The 15,199-nt window shown below is 39.0% G+C and carries 10 protein-coding genes and 1 pseudogene; 10 read left to right on the forward strand and 1 reads right to left on the reverse strand.

The window, feature by feature from the left end; genetic code table 11:
• Positions 1-48 precede the first annotated feature (48 nt).
• From NAF01_RS09840 to NAF01_RS09885, 10 genes and pseudogenes are all read left to right on the forward strand, one after another.
• Complete coding sequence (locus NAF01_RS09840; RefSeq protein WP_250802176.1) at positions 49-3,000, forward strand: SIR2 family protein; 2,952 nt, start codon at positions 49-51, stop codon at positions 2,998-3,000.
• Positions 3,001-3,324: 324 nt separating this feature from the next.
• Positions 3,325-4,619: pseudogene (locus NAF01_RS09845) on the forward strand (IS110 family transposase).
• A gap of 470 nt (positions 4,620-5,089) precedes the next feature.
• Positions 5,090-5,731, forward strand: a complete 642-nt coding sequence (locus NAF01_RS09850) for a DUF3885 domain-containing protein (RefSeq protein ID WP_250802177.1) — start codon at positions 5,090-5,092, stop codon at positions 5,729-5,731.
• Positions 5,732-6,059: 328 nt separating this feature from the next.
• Positions 6,060-6,797 carry a hypothetical protein gene (locus tag NAF01_RS09855; protein WP_250802178.1) on the forward strand — a complete coding sequence of 246 codons (738 nt, stop codon included), beginning with the start codon at positions 6,060-6,062 and terminating at the stop codon, positions 6,795-6,797.
• 614 nt (positions 6,798-7,411) lie between these two features.
• Positions 7,412-7,906, forward strand: a complete 495-nt coding sequence (locus NAF01_RS09860; RefSeq protein ID WP_250802179.1) for a YehS family protein — start codon at positions 7,412-7,414, stop codon at positions 7,904-7,906.
• A gap of 408 nt (positions 7,907-8,314) precedes the next feature.
• Positions 8,315-9,586: an ABC transporter substrate-binding protein gene (locus NAF01_RS09865; protein ID WP_250802180.1), complete on the forward strand. Its 1,272-nt coding sequence runs from the start codon at positions 8,315-8,317 to the stop codon at positions 9,584-9,586.
• A gap of 94 nt (positions 9,587-9,680) precedes the next feature.
• The gene (locus NAF01_RS09870) at positions 9,681-10,571 is read left to right on the forward strand and encodes a carbohydrate ABC transporter permease (protein ID WP_250802181.1); all 891 of its coding nucleotides are present in this window, start codon (positions 9,681-9,683) and stop codon (positions 10,569-10,571) included.
• 15 nt (positions 10,572-10,586) lie between these two features.
• Complete coding sequence (locus NAF01_RS09875) at positions 10,587-11,396, forward strand: carbohydrate ABC transporter permease (RefSeq protein WP_250802182.1); 810 nt, start codon at positions 10,587-10,589, stop codon at positions 11,394-11,396.
• An 11-nt stretch (positions 11,397-11,407) separates the two neighbouring features.
• Positions 11,408-12,148 (forward strand): MBL fold metallo-hydrolase, encoded by a 741-nt coding sequence (locus NAF01_RS09880; RefSeq protein WP_250802183.1) that lies wholly within the window; start codon positions 11,408-11,410, stop codon positions 12,146-12,148.
• A 147-nt stretch (positions 12,149-12,295) separates the two neighbouring features.
• Positions 12,296-13,072 carry an HAD-IIA family hydrolase gene (locus tag NAF01_RS09885; protein WP_250802184.1) on the forward strand — a complete coding sequence of 259 codons (777 nt, stop codon included), beginning with the start codon at positions 12,296-12,298 and terminating at the stop codon, positions 13,070-13,072.
• A gap of 48 nt (positions 13,073-13,120) precedes the next feature.
• Here NAF01_RS09885 and NAF01_RS09890 read toward each other — a convergent pair whose 3' ends face one another.
• A complete protein-coding gene (locus tag NAF01_RS09890; RefSeq protein ID WP_250802185.1) occupies positions 13,121-14,977 on the reverse strand; it encodes a lamin tail domain-containing protein in 1,857 nt (618 codons plus the stop codon).
• Positions 14,978-15,199: the final 222 nt, after the last annotated feature.

Consider the following 15,199-nt stretch of genomic DNA (forward strand, 5'->3'; position numbering starts at 1 on the left):
AATTTCTTGTAATCGGAAAACAGCTGTTTCAGAGAAAGGTGCTTTCAAATGGAGAAGATTTATCAGCACATTCGTGATTTGACAAAGGCTTCGAAAAACGGAAAACTTGTATTTTTTGTCGGTGCAGGGATTTCACGTATTTCAGATTACCCGCAGTGGGGGGAATTAGTAAATGAATATAATGTTCAGCTGTATGGGAAACCAAAGGAAGGCGATTACTCTTCTGATGAATACTTACGAATTCCGCAAATTTTCTATGATGTAGAAGGCGAAGAAGCATATGATAAAGTTCTAGAGAATGTATTTTCAGTGGATAAATCTACGAATCCGATACATGATAAGATACTGGCAATGAACCCAGTTCATATTATCACGACTAACTACGATAATTTGCTAGAAAAGGCTTGCTGGCAACGAGGACGTTACTTCAGTGTTATCAGTGCAGAGGAGGATATTGCAAAAGCGACTTCCTCAAGAAATTTGCTTAAGATACATGGTGACTTTAAACGAGGCTTTCGTGGAAAATACGTGGTACTGAAGGAAAGTGACTACATAAACTATGAACAGAATTTTCCACTGATAAGCAACTACATGAAGACAATTATGGCTACCCATAATATTGTTTTTATAGGCTATGGCCTAGGTGACTACAACATTAATTTAATTATGAATTGGGTAAGGCAATTACAGAAAGATGGTTATAATAAGCCGTTTTTTATTCGAGTAGATCATAAACCTATTGAAGAAAAAACTGCTGTATACTATGAAAGCAAAGGCCTTCGAATCATAGATGCGGCCAGTCTTGTAAATACTGAAGAAAATGAATACCTAAAGCGTTATGAAAAAGTAATGGATATTCTGATAGATTCAAAAGACAATGCTTTAATTTCAAATGACGATGATGTTATAGATTATTTAAATGAAAAGCTTAGTCCACTATTTGTACTTCAGAATGTCAGGAAACTTGATCTTAAGCATGTTTTTAATTTCGACTACCATTTCGAGGTCAATGGTACTGTTGTTCCTAATAAGAATACGGGTTTCGGGTATATGGAGCGGTTTTTTGAACTCAAAGAGAAGGGTACAGATAATTTAAATGGAGGTTCAAAACAAAAATTTGAAGCAATCTCGAACTTCTATGAGCAAAACGGAATCCTTTGCATGTATGATGATTTAGATAATAAAACTATTAATAATACATATGAGATTAAAAGTCCAGCTTACCATGGTGACTATGATGAAATGGAAAGACTAATCCAAATAACTTCTATCAGTCTTGAAGAGGAATATCGAAAGGCATTTTATCTGGCTTGTCTTGGGAGATGGGAAGAAGCATACAACTATTATTCGAATCTTCTTCTAAAATCAATAGATGAATCAAATTGGTGGATACACTACCTTTCGCAGATTAACAGGTATCGATTATATCAATCCATTACTCAATCGGCCAAACATCTTAGAGGTGCTGGGTTGCTGATTTATGGGAGGTACTATAGGCCTTTTTCAGATGAATTCCTGAAACGCATCGAAAGGGAAATGAAAAATTTTAATATAAATGACGTCTTCAGCGGTATGCCATATGATTTCCAAGAGAAATATCAAATCCTTGAATTTCTTAGTGACAACAAGTTCTTGTATGATGATACTGTTAAATTGTTTTCATTGACTAGTAAAATTCGATCCGAAATTAGCAAAGGCTCTCATTCATTTGGAAGTTTAACTTCTGACCTTAAAGTTCAGTTCCGTCTCAATGACAATCTTCGCTTTTTATACGAGAATTGCCTGTGGTCAGCTTTCTTCGATGAGATCAAGCAATATACAAGAAATTCGTTGTTGCTTATGTTTGAAAAGGCTGAATATGAGCAGACTCGGGACATTGATGATTTCGGCTTTTTCATGGGAGTTGGGAAATCTGGTTTCTATGTTGATTATTATGACTTTGTTAATGTGGCGAGGTCATTTAGAATTGACGATATCAAACACATCGAGCGAAGTTGTAAAGTTGAACAAATTGAATTTAGTGACACTGAGAAAATTGAAAACTATCTAATAAGTATTTCAAATGAAATCATTAAGCAGTTCTCAAATGATAGCATGAGTATTATTTTCTACAATCAAATTATCTCAGAAGCCAAGGTAGCATTCTATTTTGCAAGATACGTGAAACTTTCTGAGAATGGTTTTATAAAAATACTAAGGGCCTTGTTATTTTACTTTCCTGAAAGAGAATTGGACATAGGAAAACGATATCTGTGGATTGATCGCCTGACACGTTGTAGTGGACTTCCAAATGCTGCAATTACTATGATCGAGGAATTTCTAATTAATCAGGTAGATAAGCACAAGGATAGTGAGTTTTCTGAACAGTCTACTAACGGCCTTTTTTCAAATAATTTCTGCAATTTGATCCTCCATTTCGAGAAGGAGTTTGTATCAAAAGAATTATCCAATTATGCTTTGAGCCTTTCTAAGGATGCAGATAATCAATTTAAATTTATGTATCAATTGTCGCCAATTCTATCTATTGAAGCTAAAAACTATCTTTCAAACCTGAGGAATATAGAAGACATCAAAGGATTAATGGACAGCGTAAAAGTTGGTTTAGTAGACAATATATCCGTATATCAGGATTTAATCATTAAATATATGGATACGTACATGTCGACAATCCTTGATGATAGAAGGAAAGGTATTAAACAAATTTATTCTGATAATTATGCCGTGAAATTTGGTATTTGGTACTTTCTTGGAGAGTTGACAGATTTGAGAATGAAGGATTATCTTGGCGTTATCGATGAGTACGATTTTTTTGTAGATCCCGAAGTGTTCGATTATGAGAAGTTTAGGCCAATATGGCTGAAAAACTACGGTGATAAACTTCTAGAGAAGATTATTAAAAATGAATATATGCGCCCACAGGTAATTGAAATTCTCAAGGAACGTATTAAGAATACAAACGACAAAAAGTACTTAGAGATTTTTATTAAGCATATTGTATAAAAATTATATAAATTTAAGCGAAATCTTTGCCATTATATAAAAAGGTTAATATAAGTAAAGCCATTAGTCCCCTTTATTTATAGTTAAGAAAAAATGCTATCGTAAAAACCATCAAATGAAAGAAGGTCTTTCATCAGTTTACCAAACTGACGGGAGGCCTTTCTTCCATTTATTTTTTGTTGAAGTTAATGAAATAACGGGGCAGCATTCCTGTAATGAATGAAAATGGAGTTTGAACAAAAAAATAACCTCTTGGTAGAATGAGAGAGTCCTGAAGCCGGCAAGCAAAAAGGACAAAAATCTCAAACACCAGGAGGCTTTACAATGAATTATAACCAGAATAAGAAGATTGCTCAAATCACTTCTCAAACTCTTATTATAGGAGTCGATATTGCGAAATTCAAACATGTGGCTCGTGCCCAGGATTTCAGGGGAATGGAGTTTGGATCCCCGTGTCAATTTGAAAATACAAAAGAAGGATTTGAACACTTTCTTAAATGGATTTCGGAAATCAAAAAAGAACAGCGTATGAGTAAAGTGATGGTTGGTATGGAGCCAACAGGCCACTATTGGTTTAATCTGGCCCATATCTTAAAAGAAAATGGGATAAAGTTTGTCGCAGTAAACCCGTTGCACGTCAAGAAAAGCAAAGAGTTGGATGATAACTCACCCACCAAAAATGATGTGAAAGATGCCAAGGTCATAGCCCAGCTGGTCAAGGATGGAAGATACGCCGAACCAACAATACCGCAAGGTGTTTATGCAGAACTCCGTGTGGCAAAGAAAATACGCGATCTTTTAACTGAAGACCTACAAACGGTCCAAGGACAGGTGCACAACTGGATTGACCGGTATTTTCCGGAATTCCTCAAGGTATTTAAGAAATGGGAAGGTAAGGCTGCTTTACAATTCTTAAAGCTCTATGCCTTGCCACATGAAATAGCTGTATTCACCGAAGAAGAACTACTCGTCCATTTGAGAAAGTCCGTATCTCGGAGTGTTGGATTAAACAAGATCCGTGAATTAAAACAGGCAGCTAGTCAGTCCATCGGACTTCGACAAGGTGCTGAAATGGCCAGGCTGGAGCTAAAAACCATTCTGGCTAAGTATGAATTAATCAGTTACAATTCGAAGAATTGGACGCCAAAATAGACGGCCAGCTTGATGAAATACCAGGTGTACAACAAATGTTAGCGATAAAAGGTGTAGGCAGGGATACAATTGCCGGCTTCTTTGCGGAAGTAGGAGATTTAGGCGAATACAATCATCCAAGGCAGATTATCAAGCTGGCCGGCTTAAGCTTAAAAGAAAATACATCCGGCAAGCACAAAGGAAAAACGACCATCACAAAAAGAGGCCGAAAGAAACTCAGGGCCCTGTTATTCAGGGTCTGTATGATTCTCGTCGCCAAGAATTCTGCATTTAAAGCATTACATGCTTACTATACTCAACGTCCGGATAATCCTTTAAAGAAGATGCAGTCCCTGATTGCTTTGTGTAATAAACTAATTCGGATTTTCTTCAGTATAGGAAAAAAACAATTTGATTTTAATGAGGAAAAGATGCTAAAGGACATCCCTCATTTGGCAGTAACAAAGAAGAAGGAAATGGCAGCTTAACTTTGGTTTAGATTAGATAAGTAGTAGTTCTTGCTTTTATAGTTTTGGAGACATTTGAAGCACGGATTAGTCGGCAAAGCAACTAAATTACGGGCTTGGACCCTGTGGGCAGCATGGCTGACATCCACCTCATGGAAAGGTTGGACGAAGGAATTTGAGAGCGAAGACTCTGTGAGACATGGGAGGGTTGACCTCCATGAGTAAATGTGGACATCCACCAGTGCGGTTATATTTTTACTCATCCACCATTTTCTGTAAGGGATTGGTTAGTGGGTTCTAACTCTTTTTTCTCACTCTGTCCAAAAATATCCTTTCAAGTGAAGATCCTCCATTTATAAAGTGAGTTACCGAAAGGTAAATAACTATGAAATTCTAAGAAAACAAGAGTAAATAAGTGTTTTCGCTTCTTTTATTGAGGGAAGTTAGTTCAATAAGAACAGTTTTATGAAACAAATTAACGAGGTGCAACAATGGAATTAAACAACTTTATGAATGAGAATTTCACGAACTTAGAACTTAGACCAGCCTTGTTTTATAGCTGGGACATTGGTATTCGGTTCAATTTAGGCGTGGATTATGATAGTGACTGTTGTTACGAAAACAGTCCTTATCTTAGAGGAGTTTACAAAAGGGCTATCACTTTGTTTAAGACTTTACATCTTCAAGAAGATGTGATTTTTGTGGTAGCAAATGTGAATGATTTTGGAGATAATGCAGCATTCAATCGGAAACTGAACATCTTCTCTAAATACATACAGGATAAGTCTGTTTTGAAAAAGTTGAAGCACACGACACTACCTTATGTTTTCCCCGAGGATGATGAGGATGGTAAGTACCAGACGCATAGATTTATTCTTAAATGTAAAACATCGGATATTAAATATATTCCTTTGTTAAAAGCAATTTGCAATCAAGACATGGGAATTAAACCTAAGATTTATCATGATGTTTTTTTCATCAATATTAAAAAAGAGACCATTTTTCATGTGTATGATGATAGAGGTTGTGATCTGCTGGCGACCTCGCCCGAAACAATAAGAGATATTTATGGCAAATACAATGATTGGATATTGGATTACGACAGAAATGAAATAAACGAGGTATTCAAATAAAGCACGTCTCCTTGTTCAACTAACGGGTGCTTTAATTGAAGACGAAATCTAATGACCGATGAAAAGTTGGTCTTTAAATTTAATTCCGCACGGAACGTTTGTTCGTGTATAATGGTTTCGTAGGAGATGATGCAAAATGACAATACGTGATCGTGGTAAAATCAAATGGCAGTCATGCATTGAGTCAGCCTTAATGGGTTGGCATTTCTTTAATAGAACAGGTAAAAAAAGAAGTAGATGCCTTAGTGCTTTTGTGAATAAGAAAGACACTTTTTATGAAATATATAGAACTACTATTTAGATCTTTGGCAAGATGGGAGAGCTGAAAATGGCGATGTACGTTTTTAAAGATGCAGCTAGAGAACACAAACTACTGGCAAGAGACGCACAAAGACAGGATAAAAGTATACGTTTTTATTGTCCTAATAAGAAATGCGATGCTCATATGTATGTGCGTAGTCTTGATGGAGTAGCGAAAGCATATTTTGGAGCAAGGAAATCATATAGCCATGAAAAAGGATGTCCGTATACATCAAGGGGGTTTCAACCTAATTTACATGATGAAAATGGATTTAAATTTGAAGATGCCTTATTATCGTTAACTAGGCAAAGTAAAACACAGTCAAAGAGTGAGATTCCGAGAGAGCATGGAACAGGAGAAGTTAGACCAAAACCAATACATACAATTCGTCAGATTTATTCAATGTGTAAATCACATGATTGTTCAGACTTATATAACGGAAAAATAATCGGTCAAATGTTGTTAGATGAAAGAAGTGCTTATATGTATCCCAAAGGAGTATTTGGTTGGAGATTAATAGAATTAAAGTATAGATACTATAGTTCCGACAGAAAAGAAATTGCACTTGTTGGTCCGTCAAACGGGAAAGAGTATACATTTATTGTAAAGTTTGGTGATGAAAGACTGTTTAAAGAAATTAATAAGATCGTTTATGAGAATAGAAATCATTTAATTATTGTGGCAGGAGAATGGAAATCTTCGGGTAAATATAACACTTTTTGTACTGAATTTAAAAGTAAGAAGCAATTGGCAATTGAAAAATGATTTATATACAGAGTACAGAAATATCACTTTTTTGTCCATTCTTCAATCCCATAAAATTACATTACTTAAACATTAAATTAATTGTTTTTGAAAATAATCCTTTTTACTTTTTTAAATGCTAAGTAGTTTAATGAGACGTTTGTATATGGTTAATAAGATTTTCTTGATGTTTCATTTTAGGTATGTTTTTTGGCACCGCAACACTAAAAGTTATGGTCACATTTTTGGTCACATCTTGGTCACGGAATAGGTGTTTTTAAGTATTTCCAGATGAAATTAAAAGACATATATTCAATGATAAAGTGCATTAAATCAAGACTTTAAGAGATTATATAAGACCAAATTGAACCAAAAAAGATAACTTCCCTCTAACTTCAAAACCGCTTGTGACCTGCGTGCCAGGTTAGCTGGGTTCGATTCCCAGGCGGTCCCGCCAACTATACATATGATTTCCGCATAGTGGGATGCTGTGCGGTTTTTTTGTGCCATTCATATATTCCTTTTAGGTAATCAAAGATAATTGATTCTGTATTCTATGTATTGTGAGGCTATAGTAATGATAGACTGAAGATAGTTAAGCAGCAAAGAGCATTAAATTAGGAGGAAATTAATTTATGGATAATAATGATATATTAATTCGATTGAGATATGCGTTAGAAATCAAAAATAGTGAAATGGCAGAGATTTTTAAACTTGGAGGAGAGGAAGTGTCCGTGCCAGAGGTTGTAAGGATCCTCAAAAAGTCTGATGATGAAGAAGAAAATGACAGCCAAATAAAATTAACAAATAGTATGTTAAATTCTTTTTTAAATGGATTTATTATCTATAAAAGAGGTAAACAGGAGCCAAAACCAGGTCAAACAAATACGCCAGAACCGACCATTGAAAATTATTCAAACATAAACAATATCCTTTTAAAGAAAATCAAAATCGCCTTGTCCTTAACGACAGAGGACATGATAGATGTATTCAAAAAAGCTGGATTAAACGTATCAAAAGGAGAGCTCGGAGCTTTTTTAAGAAAAGAAGGACATAAAAATTATAAAGTTTGCTTAGACAATTTTGCCAGAAACTTCTTAAAAGGACTAACGATCAAGTATAGGGGATAAGGTAAGGCAAGGCTGTGAGTGATAATAAATAGATAACTAAATAAGTGTCTATTAACAAAACCGAGCTTCAGAAATAATTGAGGCTTGTTTAAAATATAGAACCCCGTCTGAGAATATTGGTGCCTGACCCCGGCTGCGTTATACGTGTATGCTTAAGGGGGACTGGCACCTTTTTTAATGTTATCAATTGTTTTATTGAGATAAAAAACCTTGGAAAACTTCCAAAATATAATACAAATAATTAGTTATTATCGTAAGTGATAAGACATATATATTAGACAGGTTATTGTCAAAGGGTAGAGACGCGGAGATTCCCTGTGATCAATAAATTGCATGACACTTCTTTGTGATGCAGATTATTGTTCATGGGTTTTTTTATGAATAAATAGATTTTAAGGGGGAAATGGCATGAAGGGTAAGTTATTGTCATTCGTTTTAGTTTTACTGGTTGTCCTTGCAGGGTGCAGCAGTGGCGCTGGAGTGGAAGAAAAGACTGAGATTGATTTCTGGTTCCCGGTTGCGGTTGGGGGGGATGTGGCGAACATTGTTGATGGTATTGTAGATGACTTTGAGAAAGAGAATCCCAACATAAAAGTTAATGCAAAGTATGGAGGCAGTTATGCAGAAACGATGACACAGGTGATGGCGTCAACCCAGGGAGGAAATCCTCCTGAACTAGCTGTTTTATTCTCAATTGATTTATTTACATTACTTGAGAACGACCTGATCGAGGAAGTGACCCCTTTGTTCGAGGAAGATTTTTTAAATGATTTCTATGTTGGATTTATGGCGAATTCATCTATTGGTGATAAGGTATATAGCTTGCCATTCCAGCGCAGCACGATCGTTCTATACTACAACAAGGACGCCTTCAAAGAGGCTGGACTGGATCCGGAAGCTCCACCTGAAAATTGGGATCAGCTGGTGGAATACGGGAAGAAGTTGACGAAAAATGGCGGCAAGGACCAGTGGGGTCTAGAAATCCCGAGTACTGGGTACCAATACTGGATGTTCCAGGCTTTAGCACTTCAGACGGAAGACAATATTATGTCTGAGGATGGAAAAGAAGTGTATTTCGATGCACCATACGCAAAAGAAGCGATGGACTTCTGGCTGTCTCTTGGAAAGGAACACAAGATCATGCCGGAGGGTGTTATTGAATGGGCGACAGTTCCTTCTGACTTCCTAAGCGGAAAAACAGCGATGATGTACCATACGACAGGGAATCTGACAAATGTAAAGAACAATGCAGACTTTGATTTTGGTGTATCGTTCCTGCCGTCGAATAATCAGTATGGTTCCCCGACTGGTGGAGGAAACATCTATTTGTTCAAAGATCTTCCCGAAGCAAACAAGAAAGCTGCAATTAAGTTTATGAAGTTCCTTACAGAGCCTGAGCGTGTAGCTCAATGGTCGATAGATACTGGATATGTAGCCACTAGAGAATCTGCTTATGAAACAGACCTGCTGAAGAAGTATGTAGAGGAATTCCCGGCAGCACTTGTTGCCCGCGAGCAATTGGAGTATGCGGATAGTGAACTGGCAACCTATCAAAATGGTGAGGTGCAGAAAATCTTCAATGATCATATTCAATCGATTTTGACAGGCCAGAGTCCGGTTGACGAAGGATTGAAAAAAGCGCAGGAGAAAGCAGTAGAAGTGCTGAAGCCTTTTCAGTAAGTAAGCTGCAGCAGTGGACTGAATGGAGTTGAGCTCAAGTGGAAATATACTGACTTGGGCTCTCTCTGTTCACAAGAAAGGTGGGTTAGATCTGATGACAGCGAAGCGGAGAAAATTCAGTTCCGGAAAAAGGAGCAATCTGTTCGCCTACGGATTACTGTTTCCTTCTTTCATTTTTTTAACAATGTTTACGTTTTACCCAACACTCAAGTCGATCCAGTTAAGCTTCTACAGTGGTCCGATGACCCGGCTGCAGTTTTCAGGATTGGATCAGTATAAAGAAGTTTTAGCTGATGAGATATTCAGGAAGGTTATTCTGAATAACATTCTATTCATGCTTGGGACTGTGCCAACGAGCTTGCTCCTGGCGATGTATCTTGCCATTTGGCTGAATAAAAGAATGGCCGGCAGCTCCTTGCTAAGGACATCATTTTTCTACCCGACGATCATTCCGCTCATTGCGGTAGCGAATATTTGGCTTTTCATTTACACCCCTCAGTATGGGCTGCTCGATAACTTCCTTCACTTGTTCGGTGCAGGGGACACCAACTGGCTGGGGAATCCCAATACAGTCATGATCGCGATGATTGTCATGATCATTTGGAAAGATGCCGGTTTTTATATGATTTTTTATTTAGCTGGTTTGCAAAATTTACCGAGAGATGTTTATGAAGCGGCTGAGATTGAAGGAGCAAAACCATTCCAGATGTTCCGTCATATCACGTTTCCGCTGCTGATGCCGACCACCCTGTTTGTCATGATCGTAGCAATTACGAATTCATTCAAAAACGTTGACCACTTGTACATTATGACCAAGGGTGGACCGGATAATGCCAGTAATCTCCTGCTCTATCATATCTATGAAGCGGCATTTACGAACTGGGATCTTGGAAAAGCGGCCGTCCTGACCGTGGTTTTGATTGTTATCATGCTGGGAATCACCGCATTCAACTATCTGTATCTTGATCGGAAAATCCATTACTGAGGAGGGAGAGAATCGATGAAAAAATTGAACTATGGCATCATTATTGTTCTTGGGATCATTTCGTTTATCCCGCTGCTTTGGGTATTCATCACTTCCTTCTCTCCGGGGAATCAAGTGATTAATGGAGGATTTCCGTTCTGGGTCTCAAATCCTACAGTTGAAAACTACGTGAAAGCGTGGGAGACGGCACCATTTGTCCAATATTACATCAATACATTCATCATCGTTTTTGGCGTGCTGATTGTCCAGTTATTCACGATCACGCTTGCCGCTTTTGCTTTTGCACGGGTGAACTTTAAAGGGAAAAATGTACTGTTTATCCTGTTCCTGCTCCAGCTGATGATTCAGCCTGAAATTCTGTTGTTCCCGAACTACCAGGTTATTAGCCAGCTTGGTCTCGTTAATACCAAGCTAGCTGTCATGATGCCGTATTGGGCCTCCGCTTTCGGAGTATTTCTGCTGCGTCAGACATTCAAGCAGGTTCCGTACGATCTTGATGAAGCATCGAGAATAGACGGCTGTAAATGGTACCAAACGCTGTGGCATGTATACATTCCATCTGCAAAACCGACATATATTGCCTTCGCACTCGTCTCCGTCAGTCACCATTGGAGCAACTTCATGTGGCCGCTGATTATCACAGATTCTGTCGAGTCTCGACCGTTGACCGTTGGCCTTGCCTTGTTTGCACAATCGTATGAAACGGGTGCACAGTGGGGAATGGTCGCTGCAGGTACAGTAATGGTCATCATGCCGTTAGTGGTTGCTTTCTTCATTTTCCAAAAACAGTTTGTATCAAGCTTTATGCATTCAGGAATCAAATAGGTGGTGGTTTAATGGATATTCGTTTTTTGGGAACGGGAAGTGCCTATCCCGGTTCCGAACGCGACAATACGTCAATTTGTTTTTCGAATGCCGGTTATCATGTCCTGGTCGATGTCAGCGGGAATCCTTGCAGGAAGCTGAAGCAGATGAAGGTGGATTTAGGTGAGCTCGATGCAGTGTTGTTCACCCATTTTCATATCGACCATATTTATGGGCTGCCGTCATTGCTATGGGGAATGTGGCTGGAAAATAGGAAAAAGCCTTTACGGCTTTTTTGTGATTACCGTAATGAGAAAAAGCTTTACGAATGGGTGGCAACAATGGAGGCTGACAAGTGGCCAATTGCATTTCCCATTGAGGTGGAAACATTTGATGGTGATCAGGAAGAGCAGCTGCTGTCAGGAGGCGGGATGACGTTCACCTGTTTTAAGGCACTTCATTCTGTTCCTACTGTTGGGCTGGAGGTACGATGCGCTGGTCGAGTAGTCGTTTATTCAGGTGATACAGAAATCAACACTCGAATTGGACAGTATGACCATATAGATCTGTTAATTCATGAAGCGACATTTGCCCGTAAAGTGGCAGGTAACCACTGCAGTCTTGTTGAGGTTGTAAATAAGTATGATATGGATAAGGTCGGTGAAGTCGTATTCGTCCACTTATCCGATAACGAACTGTATGAAGAAGAGGCTGCAAAGTTCTGCAATTCGAAGATTGTCATTGGTGAGGACCTAATGACAAAAAGACTATAAGTGAATAGAAACAAGGATAGAGATGATGAGATTCCTTGGGTATGTCGGTATCCAATTTTTAAATTGGAGGAATGGTCATGCTCAAGGATTTTTTCATGCAGTAAGACCCCACTGATTGAAGTTTACTTTATTTGATGGAGGAGACCAATGAGAAACTTGAAAGGATATATTTTTGACTTGGATGGAACCGTATATCTTGGAAAGCAATTGATTGAAGGAACAGACACGGTGATCAACTCCCTTTTCAATGAGGGGAAGAAGGTGTTATTCCTTACAAACAAGACGATAGAATCGCGTCAGCGGTATGTGGAGAAGTTACGCGCCTTTAAGATCAATGCGAGCCTGGAGAACATTTTGAATCCGACATTTACCTTGATTGAATATTTGCGGGAACACCATTCTAATGCCACGTTGTATGTGATTGGAGAGCAGCAAATCAAAGATGAACTGGCACTTGCCGGATTTCGGGAAGGGGTGACACCAGCAGAGATCGACGTCGTTGTGCTGTCATGGGATCGGGATTTTCACTACAATCATTTGAATTTTGCCTATCAGTCGGTAAAGCTTGGGGCAAAAATGATTGCAACCAATCCTGACAGAACCTGCCCTATGGAGGTCGGTGATGTTCCGGATTGTGCCGGAATGATTGGTGCTGTGGAAGCGGTTGCCGGGAAATCGATTGACGTACAGATTGGAAAGCCGTCCAATCTAACGATTGAAGCAGCTTTGAAAATTTTACAGCTTATGCCAGATGAATGTGTAATGATCGGCGATCGCCTCGAAACGGATATCCGAATGGGAATTGAAGCTGGAATGAAAACAGTACTTGTTCTTAGCGGTATTACGAACGAGGAGGACTTAAAGGGTTCTCCATGGAAGCCAGATCATGTCTTGCCTTCAGTGAGTGGATTATTATCGTTATAATGACATTTATAAAGGAAGCGGCAAGAGGGTTCCGCTTCCTTTTTTGTGTTATTCGATCCCTTTATCTTCCTTCATTAATTTCTTCATATCGATTTTGAGCATCCTGTCCATTGGATAGGTGGTCGTATAGCGATATTTATCTGCTCCGGACTCAAACACAACGTAGAGTTCTTTTTGTACTTCCACAATTCCTTCTGGCATCGGAATGGCTTCGATACTTTGACGTGTTTTTGCAGTGTGTCCATCAAGGAACCAAAGGGGCACTTCTTTTCCTTCGACAGCTGCATAGGAATGAGGATCTTCTTTTAAAGGGTATTCATAACGATACAGCACACTATCGTTTGCTCTCCCGTATGATGTACTTAGCGTGATGCCATTCCTTGCTGCTTTTTGTATAATGGCACCTTGGACTTTTCCAGTCGTTGAAAGTACGTAATCCGGCACAGCATTGTGGTTGGGTGAGCCATTCCAATGTTCTTCAGAAAGCATGTCGTTGTTTCGTTCCAAATCGAAGCCGATCATCCATGCGTAGTGCATTTCTCCATCCCTGTTTTCTATATGGTGGGATGGATCAGTCGGGTAAGAGGCTGCCTCATAGAATTCTCCAACCCAGATAATGCCTTCATCATAAACGGTGTAAGCAGCTTCGACCGGTAATGGAATTTGTCTAGTGAACTGGATTTCTTCGTTATTTTCAGCTTCTGCCAGATCACTTAAATTGAAGCTGAACAAGTAGTTCTCGGAAGCTACCCACCCATGATCGCGACTGACGGTAACGCCACCAGCATGGCCTGTATATGGGGTGCCATCTGAATTATAAAGGACAACGGATTTCACTAATTTGCCTGTAGTGCGATCTGTAACGGTAATGGTACCAGGACGAATTGCATCATCAACGTAGCTTATGGTCAGCAGCCAGTCTTTTTTCTTATAATAGGATAACCCTTGAGGGACGAGTCCTTCGGCTAATCCTGCAATCACCGGTCCGTCCGAGCTAATATCCCATAAGCCTTGGTAGGCAGGATCTTTTTGATGTTTCCATCGTTCCTGCTGGGTAATGACTTGGTGTTCCGGTGTTACTTGCACAGGCGATGATAATTCCGATACATTTCCTGAAGTATCCTCTGCACTTACTTGTAATGTGTACGTTTGTCTGCCAATTAACAGGTAAAGCGGAAATTCTGTCTGTGATGCATCTACGGAATATTCGAAATCCCCATCTTTGTAAATATGATAACGGAATAGATCTGTTTCGTTTGAAGCGTCCCAGCTCAATACTGCATTTCCGCTCCCAGCGGCCGCTTCCAGGTTGGCCGGTGGATTTGGGGCTTCTTGATCTGATACTGGACGAGCAGGAACCTGACCTTCTGCAAGCCATCCTGGAGTCGGATTTTGGTTGCTTTCTAATTTTCTCATTGTCCGTGTATTGTTCTCAGGAAAGGTATACGTGACCGTTTTCTTTAGAGACACGTCATCTTTTTCATACTTGGCTTTGATAACTTCGCGGCCATCGGGATTATATACAGTTAGTGTATTGCCGCCATTGACCAGCCCACTGATATTACTTAGGGTGATTACATCTTCTTCTTTTAAATACTTGCTTTTATAGGCATAGAAATAGTTATAGTTGAAAGCATCCAGTGAAATAGGAATGACTGCTGCGGTTCTTGTCCAGACCACCACTGTATCCCATGGCTTCAAAATGTAAGATTCTCCAATTTCTTCATTCCAATTGTGGGAGGTGAATCGATATCCTTTCAGATCAATGGGATTCGTGCTATTGTTATAAAGCTCAAAGTATTCAAATGCATCATAACCTTCGTAGTTATCGGTATTTGGAATTAATTCCGTGATCAACAGACTGGGTACGCTTGCCTCTTCTGCCTTGGCATCCTGTGCTGGCATTAGTAGGACTCCTAACCCTAAAACAAGAATAAACACAGCTCCCCATCTTATGAATTTAATTTTCAACTTTATTTCCCCCTTTTCAAAAGGCTTTTATGAAAAATGAAAAGAACCCATGACAACAGAATGTACGATGTCGTACACACAGTTGCACAAGGGTTCTCCTCATCTCTACCCGCTATTTTAATATTTAATTAATCATACAATGAGGGATTTGGAGTG

It is taken from the genome of Cytobacillus firmus, from assembly GCF_023657595.1.
In the GTDB taxonomy this organism is placed as follows: domain Bacteria; phylum Bacillota; class Bacilli; order Bacillales; family Cytobacillaceae; genus Cytobacillus; species Cytobacillus firmus_B.

Coding starts and splice junctions, on each gene's coding strand:
- NAF01_RS09840 (WP_250802176.1), top strand. CDS start 49: ATGGAGAAGATTTATCAGCACATTCGTGATTTGACAAAGGCTTCGAAA.
- NAF01_RS09850 (WP_250802177.1), top strand. CDS start 5,090: ATGGAATTAAACAACTTTATGAATGAGAATTTCACGAACTTAGAACTT.
- NAF01_RS09855 (WP_250802178.1), top strand. CDS start 6,060: ATGGCGATGTACGTTTTTAAAGATGCAGCTAGAGAACACAAACTACTG.
- NAF01_RS09860 (WP_250802179.1), top strand. CDS start 7,412: ATGGATAATAATGATATATTAATTCGATTGAGATATGCGTTAGAAATC.
- NAF01_RS09865 (WP_250802180.1), top strand. CDS start 8,315: ATGAAGGGTAAGTTATTGTCATTCGTTTTAGTTTTACTGGTTGTCCTT.
- NAF01_RS09870 (WP_250802181.1), top strand. CDS start 9,681: ATGACAGCGAAGCGGAGAAAATTCAGTTCCGGAAAAAGGAGCAATCTG.
- NAF01_RS09875 (WP_250802182.1), top strand. CDS start 10,587: ATGAAAAAATTGAACTATGGCATCATTATTGTTCTTGGGATCATTTCG.
- NAF01_RS09880 (WP_250802183.1), top strand. CDS start 11,408: ATGGATATTCGTTTTTTGGGAACGGGAAGTGCCTATCCCGGTTCCGAA.
- NAF01_RS09885 (WP_250802184.1), top strand. CDS start 12,296: ATGAGAAACTTGAAAGGATATATTTTTGACTTGGATGGAACCGTATAT.
- NAF01_RS09890 (WP_250802185.1), bottom strand. CDS start 14,977: ATGCCAGCACAGGATGCCAAGGCAGAAGAGGCAAGCGTACCCAGTCTG.